17 protein-coding genes are annotated in these 15,903 nt (G+C 57.3%); 11 read left to right on the top strand and 6 right to left on the bottom strand.

Annotated elements, in window-relative coordinates; translation table 11 throughout:
* From AWB78_RS38710 to AWB78_RS38685, 6 genes are all read right to left on the bottom strand, one after another.
* A partial coding sequence (locus tag AWB78_RS38710; RefSeq protein WP_062612044.1) for an IS5 family transposase occupies positions 1-404 on the bottom strand: 404 nt, incomplete at its 3' end.
* Between the two features lie 112 nt (positions 405-516).
* Entirely contained in the window at positions 517-672 is a 156-nt protein-coding gene (gene tnpB / locus AWB78_RS50185) for an IS66 family insertion sequence element accessory protein TnpB (RefSeq protein WP_074173654.1), read from the bottom strand.
* 245 nt (positions 673-917) lie between these two features.
* Positions 918-1,034 (bottom strand): IS66 family insertion sequence element accessory protein TnpA, encoded by a 117-nt coding sequence (tnpA, locus tag AWB78_RS50180; RefSeq protein WP_445344271.1) that lies wholly within the window; start codon positions 1,032-1,034, stop codon positions 918-920.
* A 325-nt stretch (positions 1,035-1,359) separates the two neighbouring features.
* Positions 1,360-2,169: an ankyrin repeat domain-containing protein gene (locus AWB78_RS38695; protein ID WP_062612040.1), complete on the bottom strand. Its 810-nt coding sequence runs from the start codon at positions 2,167-2,169 to the stop codon at positions 1,360-1,362.
* Complete coding sequence (locus AWB78_RS38690; protein ID WP_062612039.1) at positions 2,166-3,413, bottom strand: acyltransferase family protein; 1,248 nt, start codon at positions 3,411-3,413, stop codon at positions 2,166-2,168. Before AWB78_RS38690 ends, AWB78_RS38695 begins: the two co-directional genes overlap by 4 nt.
* A 162-nt stretch (positions 3,414-3,575) precedes the next feature.
* Positions 3,576-4,868 (bottom strand): acyltransferase family protein, encoded by a 1,293-nt coding sequence (locus AWB78_RS38685; RefSeq protein ID WP_082883590.1) that lies wholly within the window; start codon positions 4,866-4,868, stop codon positions 3,576-3,578.
* Between the two features lie 486 nt (positions 4,869-5,354).
* Here AWB78_RS38685 and rfbF point away from each other — a divergent pair, with 486 nt between their 5' ends.
* The 11 genes from rfbF to AWB78_RS38630 form a co-directional block, all read left to right on the top strand.
* A complete protein-coding gene (rfbF, locus tag AWB78_RS38680) occupies positions 5,355-6,125 on the top strand; it encodes a glucose-1-phosphate cytidylyltransferase (protein ID WP_062612036.1) in 771 nt (256 codons plus the stop codon).
* Positions 6,107-7,189 (top strand): CDP-glucose 4,6-dehydratase, encoded by a 1,083-nt coding sequence (gene rfbG / locus AWB78_RS38675; protein ID WP_198399437.1) that lies wholly within the window; start codon positions 6,107-6,109, stop codon positions 7,187-7,189. The genes rfbF and rfbG overlap by 19 nt, the downstream gene beginning before the upstream one ends.
* A complete protein-coding gene (rfbH, locus tag AWB78_RS38670; RefSeq protein WP_062612033.1) occupies positions 7,186-8,505 on the top strand; it encodes a lipopolysaccharide biosynthesis protein RfbH in 1,320 nt (439 codons plus the stop codon). The genes rfbG and rfbH overlap by 4 nt, the downstream gene beginning before the upstream one ends.
* A 26-nt stretch (positions 8,506-8,531) precedes the next feature.
* Complete coding sequence (locus AWB78_RS38665; protein ID WP_062612031.1) at positions 8,532-8,984, top strand: GtrA family protein; 453 nt, start codon at positions 8,532-8,534, stop codon at positions 8,982-8,984.
* A complete protein-coding gene (locus AWB78_RS38660) occupies positions 8,981-9,934 on the top strand; it encodes a glycosyltransferase family 2 protein (RefSeq protein WP_062612028.1) in 954 nt (317 codons plus the stop codon). Before AWB78_RS38665 ends, AWB78_RS38660 begins: the two co-directional genes overlap by 4 nt.
* The gene (locus tag AWB78_RS38655) at positions 9,927-11,003 is read left to right on the top strand and encodes an NAD-dependent epimerase/dehydratase family protein (protein ID WP_062612026.1); all 1,077 of its coding nucleotides are present in this window, start codon (positions 9,927-9,929) and stop codon (positions 11,001-11,003) included. Before AWB78_RS38660 ends, AWB78_RS38655 begins: the two co-directional genes overlap by 8 nt.
* A 75-nt stretch (positions 11,004-11,078) precedes the next feature.
* Complete coding sequence (locus tag AWB78_RS38650) at positions 11,079-12,872, top strand: thiamine pyrophosphate-binding protein (RefSeq protein WP_062612025.1); 1,794 nt, start codon at positions 11,079-11,081, stop codon at positions 12,870-12,872.
* Between the two features lie 62 nt (positions 12,873-12,934).
* The gene (locus AWB78_RS38645) at positions 12,935-13,939 is read left to right on the top strand and encodes an NAD-dependent 4,6-dehydratase LegB (protein WP_062612024.1); all 1,005 of its coding nucleotides are present in this window, start codon (positions 12,935-12,937) and stop codon (positions 13,937-13,939) included.
* 3 nt (positions 13,940-13,942) lie between these two features.
* Entirely contained in the window at positions 13,943-15,100 is a 1,158-nt protein-coding gene (locus AWB78_RS38640) for a LegC family aminotransferase (RefSeq protein ID WP_062612022.1), read from the top strand.
* Positions 15,097-15,720, top strand: coding sequence for an acetyltransferase (locus AWB78_RS38635; RefSeq protein ID WP_063959090.1), 624 nt, complete (start codon positions 15,097-15,099; stop codon positions 15,718-15,720). The genes AWB78_RS38640 and AWB78_RS38635 overlap by 4 nt, the downstream gene beginning before the upstream one ends.
* A partial coding sequence (locus AWB78_RS38630) for an N-acetylneuraminate synthase family protein (RefSeq protein WP_198399436.1) occupies positions 15,717-15,903 on the top strand: 187 nt, incomplete at its 3' end. The genes AWB78_RS38635 and AWB78_RS38630, both read left to right, overlap by 4 nt.

Below are 15,903 nucleotides of genomic sequence, written 5' to 3'. Positions count from 1 at the left end.
TCCGTCGGGTTCGGGCCGACGGCTTCTTGTGCCAGGGGTGCCTTCATCATCGCCCCGTCGACGCTTTGCCAGCGCCAGGCGATGCCCTCCATCTCGTCGTATTCGGCCAGTCCTGCCGCCCAGAGTGCTTCGAAGAAGCCCGCGTCCTCCCATTCGAGAAAGCGTTTGTGGATGGCGCTGGCACTACCAAAACGCTCTTTGGGCAACGCCTTCCATTGGCAGCCCGTGCGCAGTACATACACAATGGCTTCAAACACCTGGCGAGCCGGCTTCGGCGGTCGTCCCGCTCCCGGCCTGCGCAGGTACTGTTTCTCTGGTGAGGGCGCACGTTGCGGGATCAGTGGCTCCACCCGCTGCCAGAAAGCATCGGTCACCTCCCACGATTCGACTCGCTTCTTGGTCAAGCCTTCGCTCCAACGCCGCACTCGCTTGCGGCTCGGAACGAAGTATACCTTTATTTACGGATAAGTTCTAAGACTCTCTGATCCGCGAATAGGAGTTGCAGTATGAATCCAGCTAGTTGTACCAAAGCGCGAAGCCGGTACGGTCCCAATAGAGGCACCTTACCTTCTGGCGGTCACGGCCGACGAACACGAACAAGTTGCCCGAATTCGGCTTCTGCGCAAGCAGCGGTTCGACCAGATACGACAGCGCGTCGATCGACTTGCGCATGTCGACCGGCTCGCGGCATATGTAAGCTCGAACGTCAGCGGCGATCAGCACCGCGTACCGCCAAGCTGGCCGAGCACGCAGCGCACAATGCGCTCCGCAGGCACGCCGCTCATTTCGATGCGAACGCTCGCGATCGAAGGTCACGCGATCACGCATTGACAATGCTAACGTATCGGCCGACGCTGTTGATGGTGTCGCCGCAGGCTCACCTTCAAGGCGAGCGACGACAACCGCGGCGTCGGCCGTCACAGCCAGCAGACTCGTTCCAGGCGTCTCGCCGTAAACTTCTTGCGCCACAATCCGAAAGTGCTGACGGCCAGGCCTTGTTCGCCGCAGAAGCGCCGAGTGCCAACGCCGCTCATCTTCCATGCTGCCACCATCTCGCGCCAGAATGCCTCGCCTTGGCGGGGGCGCCGAGCGCCCGTTCGCATGGCAGTTCTCCCCATCGAGTCGTCGTCCATCGCATCACTCCGACAGCACGATGCCGAAACCTTCGCATCGTGCACACGGACACTCAAGACGGGTTGCGCTGACGGATACCTGCATATCATGGTCATCATGTCTCGGTGAGTCCCGACACACATTTTGTCCAGAATAGTATTCGACTCGCACGATCTTATCGAGCAGCAAGAACCGCAACAAAATAGTGGGCCTTCGACAGGTGATGCCGATGTTGTTCGGATCGAGTCACTGAAGTTCAGGAATGAGGAACGTGCGGTAGTCGAAGGAAGCAGGAATATCTGAAAAGTAGCCGGGTGAAATCCCGCACACGCCGAGATACTTGGAATCCCATGCTCGATCTGCCTTTCGTTCGAGGCGGAAGTGTCGTTGTGCCGAGCATTGAGTATCAGTATTGTTTAGGTTCGTCACCGTCTCCCACTCAACAGTGACGCGTGCGCCCTCCAGTTTGCAAATTTTCCCCTGAAGCAGAAGCGTCGACGACGGTGTCGCGCAGACTTCGGGATGAGCGCTAGTCGGCGAAAACGCCAGTGCAAGTTGGCTTCCGGGCTGGAAATAGGTCAGTGGCGTATGCAGGAAGCCTTGGCCGATTTCGTCGGTGGCCGCCGCGCCGTACATTTGCGCGAACATGTTCAATGCGCGGCGTTTGTTCAGCTTCGTTGCAAGGCCCAATGACTGGGCGACTTGTAAGCGGTCGTCTTGCATTAGGACAGCCTTGAGGCTTTCTGGATCATCGGCAAGAACGGCTTCGGTTGCTGCCGAATGGTTCGAGCGATTAAGAAGATAGGCGTTGGGCTGATATCTTAGCAGCAGCTTGGTGATTTCCCGATCGCCGGACCGGATGGCTTTCATCAAAGGTGTATCGCCCAATGCGTCTTGAGTATTTTGTCTTGCGCCCTTCGTAATAAGTAGTCGAATCAGTGGCGGATAGTGCGCTGTCACCGCTCGTGTCAGGTCGTCGTTGTAGTCGAATTGAGCGTACGACGTAACCGGGAGGGCGACGAGCACAACCAAAGTTGCAATGTCAATGATTTTCACGTCAGCGCTCCCGCCAATAAGCTGCTCACTTGTCGGCCGACACTTCTAAACGGCGTTTCGATCAGCCGATAGGACAACTCTGCCAACAAAATGGCAATCAGCAGGAAGGCGGTGGATTGTGTCACATAGCCGATTCGAGTCAATCTCAGCGCATCGGGAACATACTCATAAAGCCGAAAGTAGAGGTCGTTATAAACATAGATAATCAGCATATGTCCCAGGTAGAGCGAGTAGGATCGTGTGCCAATGTACTCAAGAAGCGTAGAAATTCCGGGAATCGGCAGAATCCACCCTCGCTCGAGCGATGCAAGCGTAACTAGGATGACAGACACGGCGGCATAGCTGCAAAACGCCGCGCCAGATACGGAAAAATAGAACGATCCGGATGTGTTGTCGAGCACTTTCGTGTTTGTCACACCGGGAAGCAGCGCGAGTAGCGCGCAAAGTGCCAACCCGATTAGCGTTTTTCCTAGCGGGCGGCACGCGAGGCTCAGTGCGGCGTGCGGGAAACTAGGCAGGTCTAATGCGGCGCGTTTTAGCAAATCCGATTCTCGGATGAGCACGTGCTTGAACTTAGGGACGAGTAGGGCAAGAATCACACCGTAGAAAAGCTCGTCGAACCGGGTATGGGATAGATTGGCGATGTTGACCGTCGTCAGCGGTCGTGCGACAAGGATCACAAGCGCGACCCCGATGCCGAGTGCGACGAGGCGTCGTGAAGTGCTTCCGCAAAGCACAAGCAGAATCGGGGCGATGAGGTAGAAATGTTCTTCGATCGACAGGCTGTAATAGTGTGCGAGGTGGGTGGTAATGCCGCCATAAACCATTGCATAATTATAGATACCGCCTGCGAATGTGACGCCTTCGCGGAAGATGTCTTGCGGGGTTGCGTAACCTTCGATACTGCCCGTTGCTGCCATAATCCAGGCAACGAGCCAGTAAAGCGCAATATAGAAAAAGGCGCATGGCGCAATCCTAAATACCCGGCGCAAATAGAACTCAACGATCTCCCGCTGGCTGTTTTTTAGCCGTTCTAGCGAGGTCGAACCGAGAGAGGGGGGCAACGTCCGGAGAAACGTGGTGGCGACGACGAATCCGGAAATGACAAAGAACAAGTCGACGCCAGTAAAGCTTGAATACAGATACGGGTTAAGCTGCTCTTTGAAAGGGACGTGGACCAGAATCGTAAGCAAAACGGCGATTGCACGAAGGCGTTCGATTTCGAGGTTCTTGCGGGTGGTCATCGCTAACGGTCTAAAGGGAGAGGGGCGAATTCGTGACTGACGATTGTGCGCTTGTGAGTGTTTGCGCCGCGGTCCAATGGACGGAAGAGATCGTGCCAAAAGATTGAAGGCAGCAATTACGTCTCGATCGAGAAGTTGGGCGCGCCGTTGCTTCGCGCGTGCTTAGCCGTTCGATGTTGCGGGCCTGTGCAGAAGTTGCATGATCGCAGTGCGGGCGGGTTTTTCGAGAGCCCAGTAAAGAAGTGGCGAAAAAACCATCGTGATCGCGACAAAAGCGATGCATCGTCCTGCGAGCATTGGGGCATGCATGGCGATATCGACAGTCGAAGGAACCGTGAACAACGGAAAAGCGACGGTATGAACTAGGTAAAGAGAATAGCTGATCTCGCCCACGAACAACAGAGGCTTGAGCGACAGTAACTTTGTTGCCATCCCCCGCTCGCGACTGACAAAGTAAATGGTCGGTGGCACAGCCGCAACGTAGAAGAAGTGCGTTGCCGTGCCTTCAAACAGACGCGGTATGGAAAACGCGATCTCGCTGAGAAACGATGCCCCGATATATGTAAGTCCACCAATGCCGGCTAACAGACCCAGGCGGTCTGCTAGCTTAGAGGCACCGCGTTGTCTGCGCGCAAGCCATATTTCAGCGATTCCCATGCCTGCAAAAAACTCAAAGCATCGTCCATAGGGGCAATAATAGACGAGCCACGAATAGACGCTAAGCGAACTCGATTCGCCGAATCTTGAGGCTATCCACTGCTGCACTGCAACCGAATCCGATAGGGCGACAATAGCACCTCGCGCCGCGATCGATAGAATCACGACTAGTAGTCCGCGCCAAAGCGAGGGAGCACATTTTTTGCGTAAGACGATCAGTGGAATAAAAAGTAAATAGAAGAACAATTCTGTGCTAATCGACCACGCAGGATTGCCGAAGTATTGCGATGCTGTGACATTGACATCATTGACGACAGCGTATATCCAAGATTGCACGCCTAGCAGATAGAGCGGAAGTGTGGTCACATAGACGGAGGTGCTTTGCGCGTTTGCGCTTGATAGCGAGCGCGAGACGTTCCACGTGAAGTTGAAAAGCACATAGGCAATCATCAACGGATAGAGCCGCGCGACGCGCGCGAAGATGAATTGAGAGATGCCGTCCGATCGGTTGGCTGCGATCTTATGAGCATAGTTGTAGTACATCACAAAGCCGCTCAGCACGAAGAATGTCGTCATGCCAAGAATGCCAGTCTTGATCAGTGCCGGCTTGGCTGAGGTTAGTCCGAGTGGCAACATCAACAGGGTAACATGGTTGACCACGACCAGCAGCGCAGCGATACCTCTAAGACTGGTCAACGGATCGATCGTTGGTCTCATTTCGTAACCCTGATTGAAGTGTTGGGTCGAATTTGATTTGAAATTTTGTGTTCTACTACCGCGTAGATCGCGCGCCATCATCGACGGTTTCTTTCGTCCGGTTGACGAAGGTGCCCGGGTCAGCGCGTGCTGTTGCCAGCGCGCGCCTTAGAAGCGCACAAGCGGATGGCTTTTGAGGCGCACCCGAGAGAAGTTAGCGTCCCACACCGCCGTCAGGTGGACCAAGGAGCCTGTCGGCAATGAGCGGGTTGAGCTGCTCGGGGGATACGGCATCAGATTTTCTGGCCAACCTCTCAAGAACGCTTCGCATTTGAAATTGCATCAGTCGAAAAAACGTCTGTCACGGCCCGCGTCATCGTGACCTTGATCGACGCGCCCTGAACGATTCGCGACAAATAAAAACCAATGTTCACGTCTTCGCACAATAAATCACAAGTCTTCATTCGATTTATAAATTGCCCGGACTTATGCCGCGAAGAATGTCAGACACTGCTAAAACAACGCTAGCTTTGTCAACGCCATTTGAGCTATCGTAGCGGCTCTTGAATTGTAAGGAGGCCACTGGACATGAAGGCCATCTTGCTTGCAGGGGGGCTCGGCACCCGCATCTCCGAAGAGACGTATCTGAAACCGAAGCCGATGATTGAGATCGGAGGGAGACCTATCCTGTGGCATATCATGAAGATTTATTCCAAGCATGGAATAAATGATTTCGTTATTTGCTGCGGCTATAAGGGCTACGTTATCAAAGAATACTTTGCCAACTACTTCTTGCACATGTCGGACATCACGCTCGACATGCGCAACAATAAGATGGATGTGCATCAGAGCAACTCCGAATCTTGGCGCGTTACGTTGGTCGACACCGGTGACCAGACCATGACGGGCGGTCGTTTAAAGCGTGTACGCGACTACCTCGAGGACGACGACTTCTGCTTCACGTATGGAGACGGCGTAGGCAACATCGACATTACCGCAACCATCGAATTTCATCGTTCGAGCGGTAAGCTCGCGACCCTCACGGCCACGCAACAACCGGGACGTTTCGGTGCATTGGACCTCGAAGGGCATGTGGTCCGCAGTTTTCGCGAGAAGCCGCGCGGCGATGACTCCTGGATCAATGGTGGATTCTTCGTCCTCAATCCGAAGGCCGTTGACTACATAGAGGGCGATGACACCCTTTGGGAGGCGGAGCCGCTGGAAAGGTTGGCAGCGGACGGCCAGCTCCAAACGTGGTTTCATCGCGATTTCTGGCAGCCCATGGACACATTGCGGGATAAGACCTACCTTGAACAACTCTGGTCCACGGGCAATGCGCCGTGGAAGATTTGGACGTGAACAGTAACTTTTGGTGCGGCAAGCGCGTGTTTGTGACCGGGCATACGGGGTTCAAAGGAAGCTGGTTGTGCCTTTGGCTGCAGCAACTCGGTGCCGAGGTCACCGGCTACGCGCTTATGCCGCCTACGCCGCTGAATCTTTTCGATATCGCAAGAGTCGGGGCATCGATGCGCTCGGTCATCGGCGACGTTCGCGATCTCGACAAACTTGTCGGTGCGCTCGAGGCGCATCGCCCAGAAGTCGTCATTCACATGGCGGCTCAACCTTTGGTTCGGCGCTCGTATGAGGCGCCTGTTGAGACGTACTCGACGAATTTGCTCGGGACGGTCAATTTGCTCGAAGCCGTGCGACAGACGCACTGCGTGCGCGCGGTCGTCAATGTAACGAGCGACAAATGCTACGAAAATCGCGAATGGATCTGGGGCTACCGGGAGAACGACCGCATGGGCGGCTTCGATCCCTATAGCAACAGTAAAGCGTGTGCCGAGCTTATTACGGAGGCGTATCGCAATAGCTTTTTCAATGCCGCCGATTTCTCACGGCACGGGATCGCGTTGGCCAGTGCCCGCGCGGGAAACGTGATCGGTGGCGGAGATTGGGCCCAGGACCGGCTCATTCCCGATATCGTTCGCTCACTGTCGGCGGGCAAGCCAGTTATGATTCGCAATCCGGGGGCAATCCGGCCCTGGCAGCATGTGCTTGAACCGCTTGGCGGTTATCTACAGCTCGCAGAGGCCTTATATCGCCATGGGGCGGAGTATGCCAGTGCCTGGAACTTCGCTCCTGAGGACTCCGGCACGCAATCGGTACGTTGGATTGTCGAGCGCTTCTCGTTGCGATGGGGCGTCAGCCCAACTTGCGAGCTACAGGCGTCCCCGCAATTACACGAAACTAATGTACTCAAGCTCGATTGCTCCAAGGCCCGGACGTTGCTGGGCTGGAAACCTCGCTGGTGCCTATCTCAAGCAATCGACGCTATCGTGGAATGGCACGCGGCCTTCATGCACGAAGCCGACATGCACGCTTTGAGTCACTCCCAAATTCGCGCATATCTCGACTCATGACCTCGAACCTCGAATCGCTTCGCACTCAGATCCTACAGTTGGTCGGTGAATACGGCTCATATGCTGCCAGGCCACCGCTCTTTGCCCCGGGCGTGTCGACGGTTCCGCCGTCGGGCAAGGTCATCGGCTCCAGCGAAATGGTCGCGATGGTCGATGCTTGTCTCGACGGCTGGTTGACCGCCGGCCGATTTAACGACGAGTTCGAAAAGCGTCTCGCGGCATTCCTTGGAGTGGATCATGCGATCACGGTGAATTCGGGTTCTTCCGCGAACCTTGTTGCCTTCTCGACGTTGACTTCTCCGAAACTCGGCGACCGTGCGATTCTCCCTGGCGATGAAGTGATTGGCGTGGCAGCAGGCTTTCCGACCACGGTCAATCCTATTCTCCAATTCGGCGCGGTACCCGTCTTCGTGGATGTCGAGCTCGGGACCTACAACATCGACGTTACGAAAGTAGAAGCCGCGATCAGCCAGAAAACGAAAGCGATCATGCTGGCCCACACGCTTGGCAACCCCTTCAATCTCGAGGCTATCGTATCGCTGTGCAAGAAGTACGGCTTGTGGTTAATCGAGGATTGCTGCGATGCGCTCGGCTCCACCTATGATGGCAAGCTCGTCGGCACGTTTGGCGACCTTGGCACGCTCAGCTTCTATCCGGCGCATCACATCACGATGGGAGAGGGTGGCGCAGTCTTTACGAATAACTACGAGCTCAAGCAGATCGCCGAGTCGTTCCGGGATTGGGGGCGCGACTGCTATTGCGCTCCGGGTAAAGATAACACCTGCACCAAGCGCTTTTGCTGGAAGCTCGGCGATCTGCCCGAAGGTTACGACCACAAGTACACGTATTCGCACCTGGGCTACAACCTCAAAATTACCGACATGCAGGCTGCCTGCGGACTCGCCCAACTCCAGCGTGCCCCCCAATTCATCGAGGCGCGCCGGCGCAATTTTGCCTATCTGGCCGAGCGCCTACAGTCTTGTGAAGAGCACTTAATCCTGCCCCAGGCGACACTGAAAGCCGATCCGTCGTGGTTCGGCTTCCCGATTACGATCCGGCCGCAAGCCGAGGTGCGGCGTATTGACCTGCTCACGTATCTGGAGCAGGAGAAAATTGGCACGCGTTTGCTGTTCGCTGGTAACCTCACGCGCCAGCCCTACATGGCCGGTCGCAATTATCGCGTGAGCGGTGAGCTAACTAATACGGATCTTGTCATGGAAAATACTTTCTGGATCGGTGTATTTCCGGGTCTCGATGCGGCGCGACTCGACTACGTCGCGACTAAGATTGAAACGTTTCTCGGCGTCAATTTTTAGGGGTCTCGTTCTTAAGAGCTGCCACTATGTCTTTCGCGGCTGCGGGCGTGCGAGCGACAATCAAACGCCTCTTGATCGCTAATCAGCAGCGTGACCGGAAGGGCGTCCGTTATCTGCTAGTCGGTGGACTCAATACTGCATTTGCCTATGCGGTCTCCGTCGGACTGTACTATGGCCTGAGCCGATGGCTACATGTCGTTACGATCGGCGTGATCGCTAACATCGTTTGCATCACGGAGGCGTTTATCGCCTATAAGTTACTGGTCTTCCGGTCGCCCGGAAGTTGGTTGCGCGAGTATGTGCGCTGCTACGTCGTGTATGGCGGCAACGCTTTGATTGGCGTCGTTGGGTTGTGGCTGCTCGTCAAGGTGATCGGCATGCGGTTTTGGATTGCACAAGGCGTGCTGATGGTGCTCGGGATCGCGATCTCGTATGTGGGCCATAACCGCTTTACTTTCAACAAGGCACAGCGCGGATGAGCCATCGAAAATCGATCAGCATCGTTGCAGGCTGTTTCAACGAGCGCGACAATATTGCGGAGCTGCATGCGCGTATTACCGCGGCGATGCGGGAGGTACCGCACTATGACTACGAGATCATTCTGATCGACAACGCATCGACCGACGACACAGTCGACGTCATACGCGAGATCGCACAAAGGGACAAGCGCCTCAAAGCGATCGTCAACGTTAGAAATTTCGGGCACATACGTTCGCCCTATCACGCTTTGCTGCTCGCAGAGGGCGACGCGGTGATCGGCATGGCGTCCGATCTCGAAGATCCCCCGGAGCTGCTCCCCGAGTTCATCCGGCACTGGGAGCAAGGCTTCAAGATCGCTATCGGCGTGCGCCGCAAGAACGAAGAGCGCGGGTTGATGCCGCTCCTGCGCGCGGCATACTACCAGCTCATCACGCGCATTTCGGATGTCGAACAGGTGCAGAACTTCACTGGCTTTGGTCTCTACGACCGGGCGGTCATGGACATTCTCCGCGACCTGGGTGATCCTTACCCGTATTTTCGCGGCCTTATTTGTGAGATCGGCTACGCGCGTGCGGAAGTGCCTTTCGATAAACCACGGAGAAAGCGCGGCCTTTCGAAGGGCACGTTCTTCGTGTATCTCGACAGTGCGTTGCTCGGCATCGTGAATCACACGAAGGCGCCCTTGCGGCTCGCCACCGTGATTGGGGGATGCATGAGCGGCCTGAGCTTCCTCACGGGGACCTACTACATCGTTCGCAAGCTCATGGCGTGGAGCGAATTTCAGATGGGCATCGCACCGCTCGCTATAGGCCTGTTCTTCTTTTTGGGGATGCTGTTTTTGCTCGTCGGCCTGCTCGGCGAATATGTGGGGCTGCTGGTCACGCACACGGTGAGGCGGCCGATGGTCGTCGAACACGAGCGCATTAACTTCGAGAATAACAATGCATGACATTCCTCACGGGTTTTCGCTATTTCGTGAAGATCTAGATCACGTTTGCCAAGAGCTTGCGCCGAGCTGGTCGGAGCTGCGCGACGCCCGTATTTTCCTGACCGGCGGCACCGGCTTCTTTGGTATGTGGCTGCTGGAATCGCTGATTTGGGCCAATCAGGCACATCGACTCGGTATCACGATCACGGTCCTTAGCCGCTCACCCGAGCGCTTCCTGAGCACACGTGCGCCGCATTTGCGCGACCGCGACGAACTACGCTTCGTAGCGGGCGCGCTGACAGATTTCGACATGCCGGCCGAACCGTTCACGCATATTGTGCACGCCGCTTCGGAAAACAACGTCGATCAGCGGGCGGACTGGGCACAACGCCAGTTGAACGCAGGCATGGACGGCACGCGCCGGGTCATCGATCTGGCCGTTCGTAGCGGAACGAAATCGCTGCTGCTGACGACCTCGGGTGCTGTCTATCTACCGTCGGATGCAAGCGACGGCCAGAGGTATGTCGAGGGCCCCGCCGGCATTGTCGACTACGTATCGGAGCGAAGCGTCTACGGCCTATCGAAACGGATCATGGAAGTCATGACGGCCGTGGCAGCGCAGCAACACAGCTTTGACGCTCTCGTCGCGCGCTGCTTCGCATTCGTCGGCCCCTATCTATCACTCGAACACAACTACGTCATTGGCAACTTCATTCGCGATGCCCTGCAGGGCAAGCAGATTATCGTGGAGGGCGATGGCACGCCTTTGCGTTCGTACCTTTACGCGGCCGATCTTGTCGTCTGGCTGCTGACGATTCTGGCTCGCGGCCGCAGCGGTGTACCGTACAACATCGGCGGCACGGAGGCCGTATCGGTGAGCGAGCTGGCGCGTCGGGTCGCCGCGGCAGCAGGCCTGCCAGCGGACGCTGTAACGATCAAAGGCACGCCGGTGCCGAATGCGAGGCCATCATCCTATTTGCCGTCCACTCAGCGCATCGAAACAGAGTTGGGCGTGCGCGCGGCCATCTGTCTTGATGACGCAATTCGCAAAACTTTGGCGTGGCACCGTCAACGAATCGGCGCGGCCTGACGAAAGGGTCAAGCAGGCGCGCTAGATCACATTAAAGCGGTTAGCAGAATCACACTTACACACGAGCTCATACCGATGCCAATCAGTGTCGCGGACTATGTTTTCCAGCGTGTCGCAGCAGCAGGCGTCAAGGACGTGTTCATGGTGTCCGGCGGCGGCATCATGTATCTATGCGACGCATTGGGCCGCTCGCCCGACTTACGCTACTGGTGCAACTACCACGAACAAGCGTGTGCAATCGCCGCCGAAGGCTACGCGCGTGTGACCGAAGGCATGGGCGTATGCCTTGTCACGACAGGGCCGGGAAGCACCAATGCGCTCTCGGGCATCGCCGGCGCCTGGGTTGATTCGATACCGGTCCTCGTGATTTCCGGACAGGTCCGCACGGGCATCATGGCGGACTATGAGCGCCAACGCCAGGTTGGCCCCCAAGAGATCAACATTACTCCGATGGCGGCACCGGTGACGAAGCATGCCGTCACAGTCACGCGAGCGGAAGACGTTCGCTATGAACTGGAGAAGTGTCTGTACCTAGCGCGTGCGGGGCGGCCCGGACCGGTGTGGTTGAACCTGCCGCTCGACATCCAGTGCGCGCTGATCGAGCCCGACGGACAACGCGGCTATATACCCGAGATCCAGGCCACGCCTGGGCTCGACCACGCGATCATCGCGCAGATCGCCGATCTCTTTGCGCTTGCCAAGCGGCCCGTTGTGCTTTATGGCAACGGCATTGTGCTCAGCGGAGCGCGCCGCTCGTTTCGCAAGCTGGTGGAAGATTTGCGCGTTCCCGCCATGTCGACTATCAGTGCCATGGACGTGCTGCCTGAAGATCACCCATTCTTTCAAGGCCGCATCGGCCCGGGCGGGCAGCGACGTGCCAATTTTGCGCTGCAAAACTCCGATCTTGTGCTTGCGATCGGCACAAGTCTGTCAATCTCGGCCATCGGTTTTAGCGATAAGTTTGCCCCGAAAGCGAAGAAGATTCTCGTGAACATCGACGAGGGCGATCTCGAGAAGCGTAACATCACGATCGATCTGCCGGTTCTCGCCGACGCGCACGAGTTCATCACCGCATTTCGCGCGCAGCTCGAATTGCGCGATTGCAGAACCCCGCAACGCTGGCTCGACGTCTGCACGATGTGGAAGCGCGAGTACCCGCCGATGCCTTCGTCCGAACACCTGCAAAAGGAACATGTCGACATCTATGCGGCTTACGACGAGCTCTCCCGGCAACTGGGTAGCACCGACATCGTGGTGAGCGGCAACTCGCTCGACGGCTGCATCATCGCGTACCAAAACCATCGCGTAAAGGATGGCCAAGTCGCGTTCACAAGTGCGTGCATGGGTGCGATGGGCTGGGACCTACCTGCGCTCGTTGGCGCGTGCATTGCGGACGACCGAAAGCGCCGCGGGGTCCTCGTCACGGGTGACGGCAGCGTGCTGTTCAACATTCAGGAGTTGATGTTTCTCGGCCACAACCGCCTGAACGCGAAACTCTTCATCAGCAACAACGATGGCTATCAAAGCATTCGTAATACACAGACGCGTTTCTTTGACGGCCGTCAGGTCGGCACGGATGCCCATTCTGGCGTGGGCAATCCGAACTTCGAGCAACTCGCGGCGGCCTTCAACTTGAAATATTTGCGCATTTCGACGAACGCCGAGCTCAAGGAGTCGATCGCTCGGGTGTTTGCCGACACCGAGCCGTGGCTTGTCGAAATGTGCGTTTCGCAAGCGCAGCAGCGTTTTCGCGCGAGCTCATACCGCAAACCGGACGGCACGCTGGCGTCGCGGCCCATGGAAGACATGGACCCACTGCTGCCGCGTGAGGAATTGGAACGCAACATGACGATGTTCGACAACGACTAGACTCACCTGAGCGCTATGTGCGGCATTGGCGCGGGGATGCTTACCAACTACGAAGGAAGTTCATGTCGTCCAGAAAAAGAATTCTCGTCACTGGCGCGGACGGATTTATCGGCTCGCACCTCACCGAGTATCTCGTGCAGATGGGGCACGACGTGCGCGCGTTTGTACTTTACAATTCATTTAACTCTTGGGGATGGCTAGACCGCACTGCCCCGGAAGTGCGCTCCGCACTTGAGATATTCTCTGGCGACATTCGCGATCCGAACGGCGTGCGTAACGCGGTCAAGGGATGCGACATCGTCTTGCATCTGGCTGCGCTAATCGCTATCCCTTATTCCTATCACTCGCCCGATACCTACGTCGACACCAACATCAAGGGCACACTGAACGTCGTGCAAGCCGCGCGTGATTTAGGAGCGCGTGTTGTGCATACATCGACGAGTGAGGTTTACGGCACGGCATTGACGGTACCGATTTCTGAAAACCATCCGCTGCAAGGCCAGTCTCCCTACTCAGCCTCGAAGATTGGTGCGGACCAGATTGCGTTATCGTTCCACTTGTCGTTCGGCACGCCGGTAACCATCCTACGCCCGTTCAATACCTACGGCCCGCGCCAATCGGCACGCGCAGTGATTCCGAGCATCATCGCGCAAATCGCCAAAGGCAAACGTGTCATTAAGCTCGGCTCACTGCACCCGACGCGTGACTTCAACTATGTCACCGACACTGTACGCGCCTTCGAAACCGTGATGAACAGCGACGCGGCGGTGGGCCACGTGCTCAACGCCGGCAGTGGCTTCGAAATCAGCATCGGGGATACGGTCAAGGTAATTGCAGAGACAATGGGCGCCGACATTCGTGTCGAAACCGAAGAAGCGCGGCTGCGCCCCGAAAAAAGCGAGGTGGAGCGGCTGCTTGCCGACGCCAGCCGTCTGCGCGCATTAACCGACTGGTCGCCCGAGTACGGTGGCCTTGACGGCTTTCGTCGTGGCATTGCGAAGACCGTGCAATGGTTCACGGAACCGGCCAATCTCGCCGGCTATAAACCCGACATCTATAACGTTTGAGTCATGACGCGCGCAAACGACGTCCTGCGAATCATTCGCAAGGTTTACGGCAGCAACGGTCCGCTTGCGCTGCACGCGCCGGTCTTCACTGGCAACGAGCGTGCCTACGTGCAGTCGACCATCGAGTCGACGTTCGTGTCGTCCGTCGGTGCCTATGTCGATCAGTTCGAGCACATGCTAGCTGATTTGACAGGAGCGAAACACGTAATCGCCACGACCAATGGCACGACCGCGTTGCATATGGCGTTGCTACTCTCGGACGTGCTGCCCGGCGACCTCGTCGTCACGCAATCGCTGAGCTTCGTCGCCACGGCGAATGCGATTGCTCACGCGTTCGCGGTACCCGCATTTGTCGATGTCGATATCGCGACGCTCGGCATGTCACCCGATGCGCTGCGCTTGTTTCTCGAGCGCGAGTGCGAACGCACTGACGGTGGTGCACGGCATCGTGCGTCGGGTCGACGCGTATCGGCGTGCGTACCAATGCATTCGTTTGGCTTCCCATGCCGCATCGACGAAATCACCGAAATTTGCGCACGCTGGGGCCTCGCGCTTGTCGAAGACGCCGCCGAGGCGCTCGGCAGTTGGCACGGCACGCGGCATTGTGGGACGACGGGGCGCTTGGGTACGCTGAGCTTTAACGGCAACAAGATATGCACAACGGGCGGCGGCGGCGCCATCATGACCAACGATCCCGCTCTCGCCAAGCGGGCCAAACACCTGACGACGACCGCGAAAATCCCCCATCGCTGGCGCTTTGAGCACGACGCGATCGGATATAATTTTAGGCTTCCAAATCTAAACGCGGCGCTCGGCTGCGCGCAACTCGAGCAGCTTGACGACTTCGTTGCCTTCAAACGTGCGCTCGCTCAACGCTATCGCACGGCATTCGATGCCGCAGACATTCCTTTCGTACACGAACCGGAAAACACCTGCTCGAACTACTGGCTGTGTGCGATCTTGCTCAGAGATGAGGTAGAGAGAGACCTTTGCCTCGAAATCACCAACGACGCAGGCATCATGACGCGCCCGCTCTGGGAGCCGCTACATACGCTCCCGATGTTCGCGCATAGCCCTTGCGGGCCGCTCGCTGTTACCGAGCACGTTGCAGCGCGGCTCATTAATATCCCAAGCGGTGTGTGCGCCAGGGTCCCGGCATGAATGCTATCTTGCTAATCGGCGGCGGCGGCCATTGCAAAGCCGCCATCGACGTCCTGGAGGCCACGGCGGCATGGCGCATCGCCGGTATCGTCGAGCGGCGCGATTGCGGAATCAGTGAGGTAATGGGCTACAAGGTGCTTGGCTTCGACGAGGACCTCTGCTCGCTGCGCAAGCACTACGCGTTCGCGCTCGTCACTTGCGGACAGATCAAGACACCCAAGCTCAGGATGCGCCTGTTCGATGCGCTGAAAGCCCTCAACTTTACGCTGCCGTCAGTGGTCTCCCCACGCGCCCACGTTGCGCGTTCGGCGACGCTCGGAGAAGGAACGATCGTCATGCACGCCGCGCATGTTGGGCCGGGGGTACGGATCGGCGCGAATACGATCGTCAACACGCGTGCGTTGATCGAGCATGACGCCGTCGTCGGCAGCCATTGCCACGTCGCGACGGCGGCGATCGTCAACGGTGCCGCAACGGTCGGCGACCGCTGCCTGATTGGCAGCAGCGTCGTTTGCCGCGAAGGCGTTGCCATCGGCGCGGACTGCATCGTCGGCATGGGTACCCGGGTCCTCAAATCGCTGCCAGACAGCACGCTGTTTATTGGAGCACATGTCACGTGAACCCGAGCTGCGAGATCATCGCCGAAGCCGGCGTCAACCACAACGGCTCGCTCGAGCTGGCGTTTCGGCTCGTGGACGCTGCCGCCCAGGCTCGCGCCGACTATGTTAAGTTTCAGACGTTTCGCGCCGAAAAGCTCGTCTCACGTCACGCGCAAAAAGCGCGCTATCAACAGCGAACGAGCG

Source organism: Caballeronia calidae, assembly GCF_900044055.2.
GTDB lineage: Bacteria > Pseudomonadota > Gammaproteobacteria > Burkholderiales > Burkholderiaceae > Caballeronia > Caballeronia calidae.
This window is presented reverse-complemented; position numbering and strand designations above follow the sequence as displayed.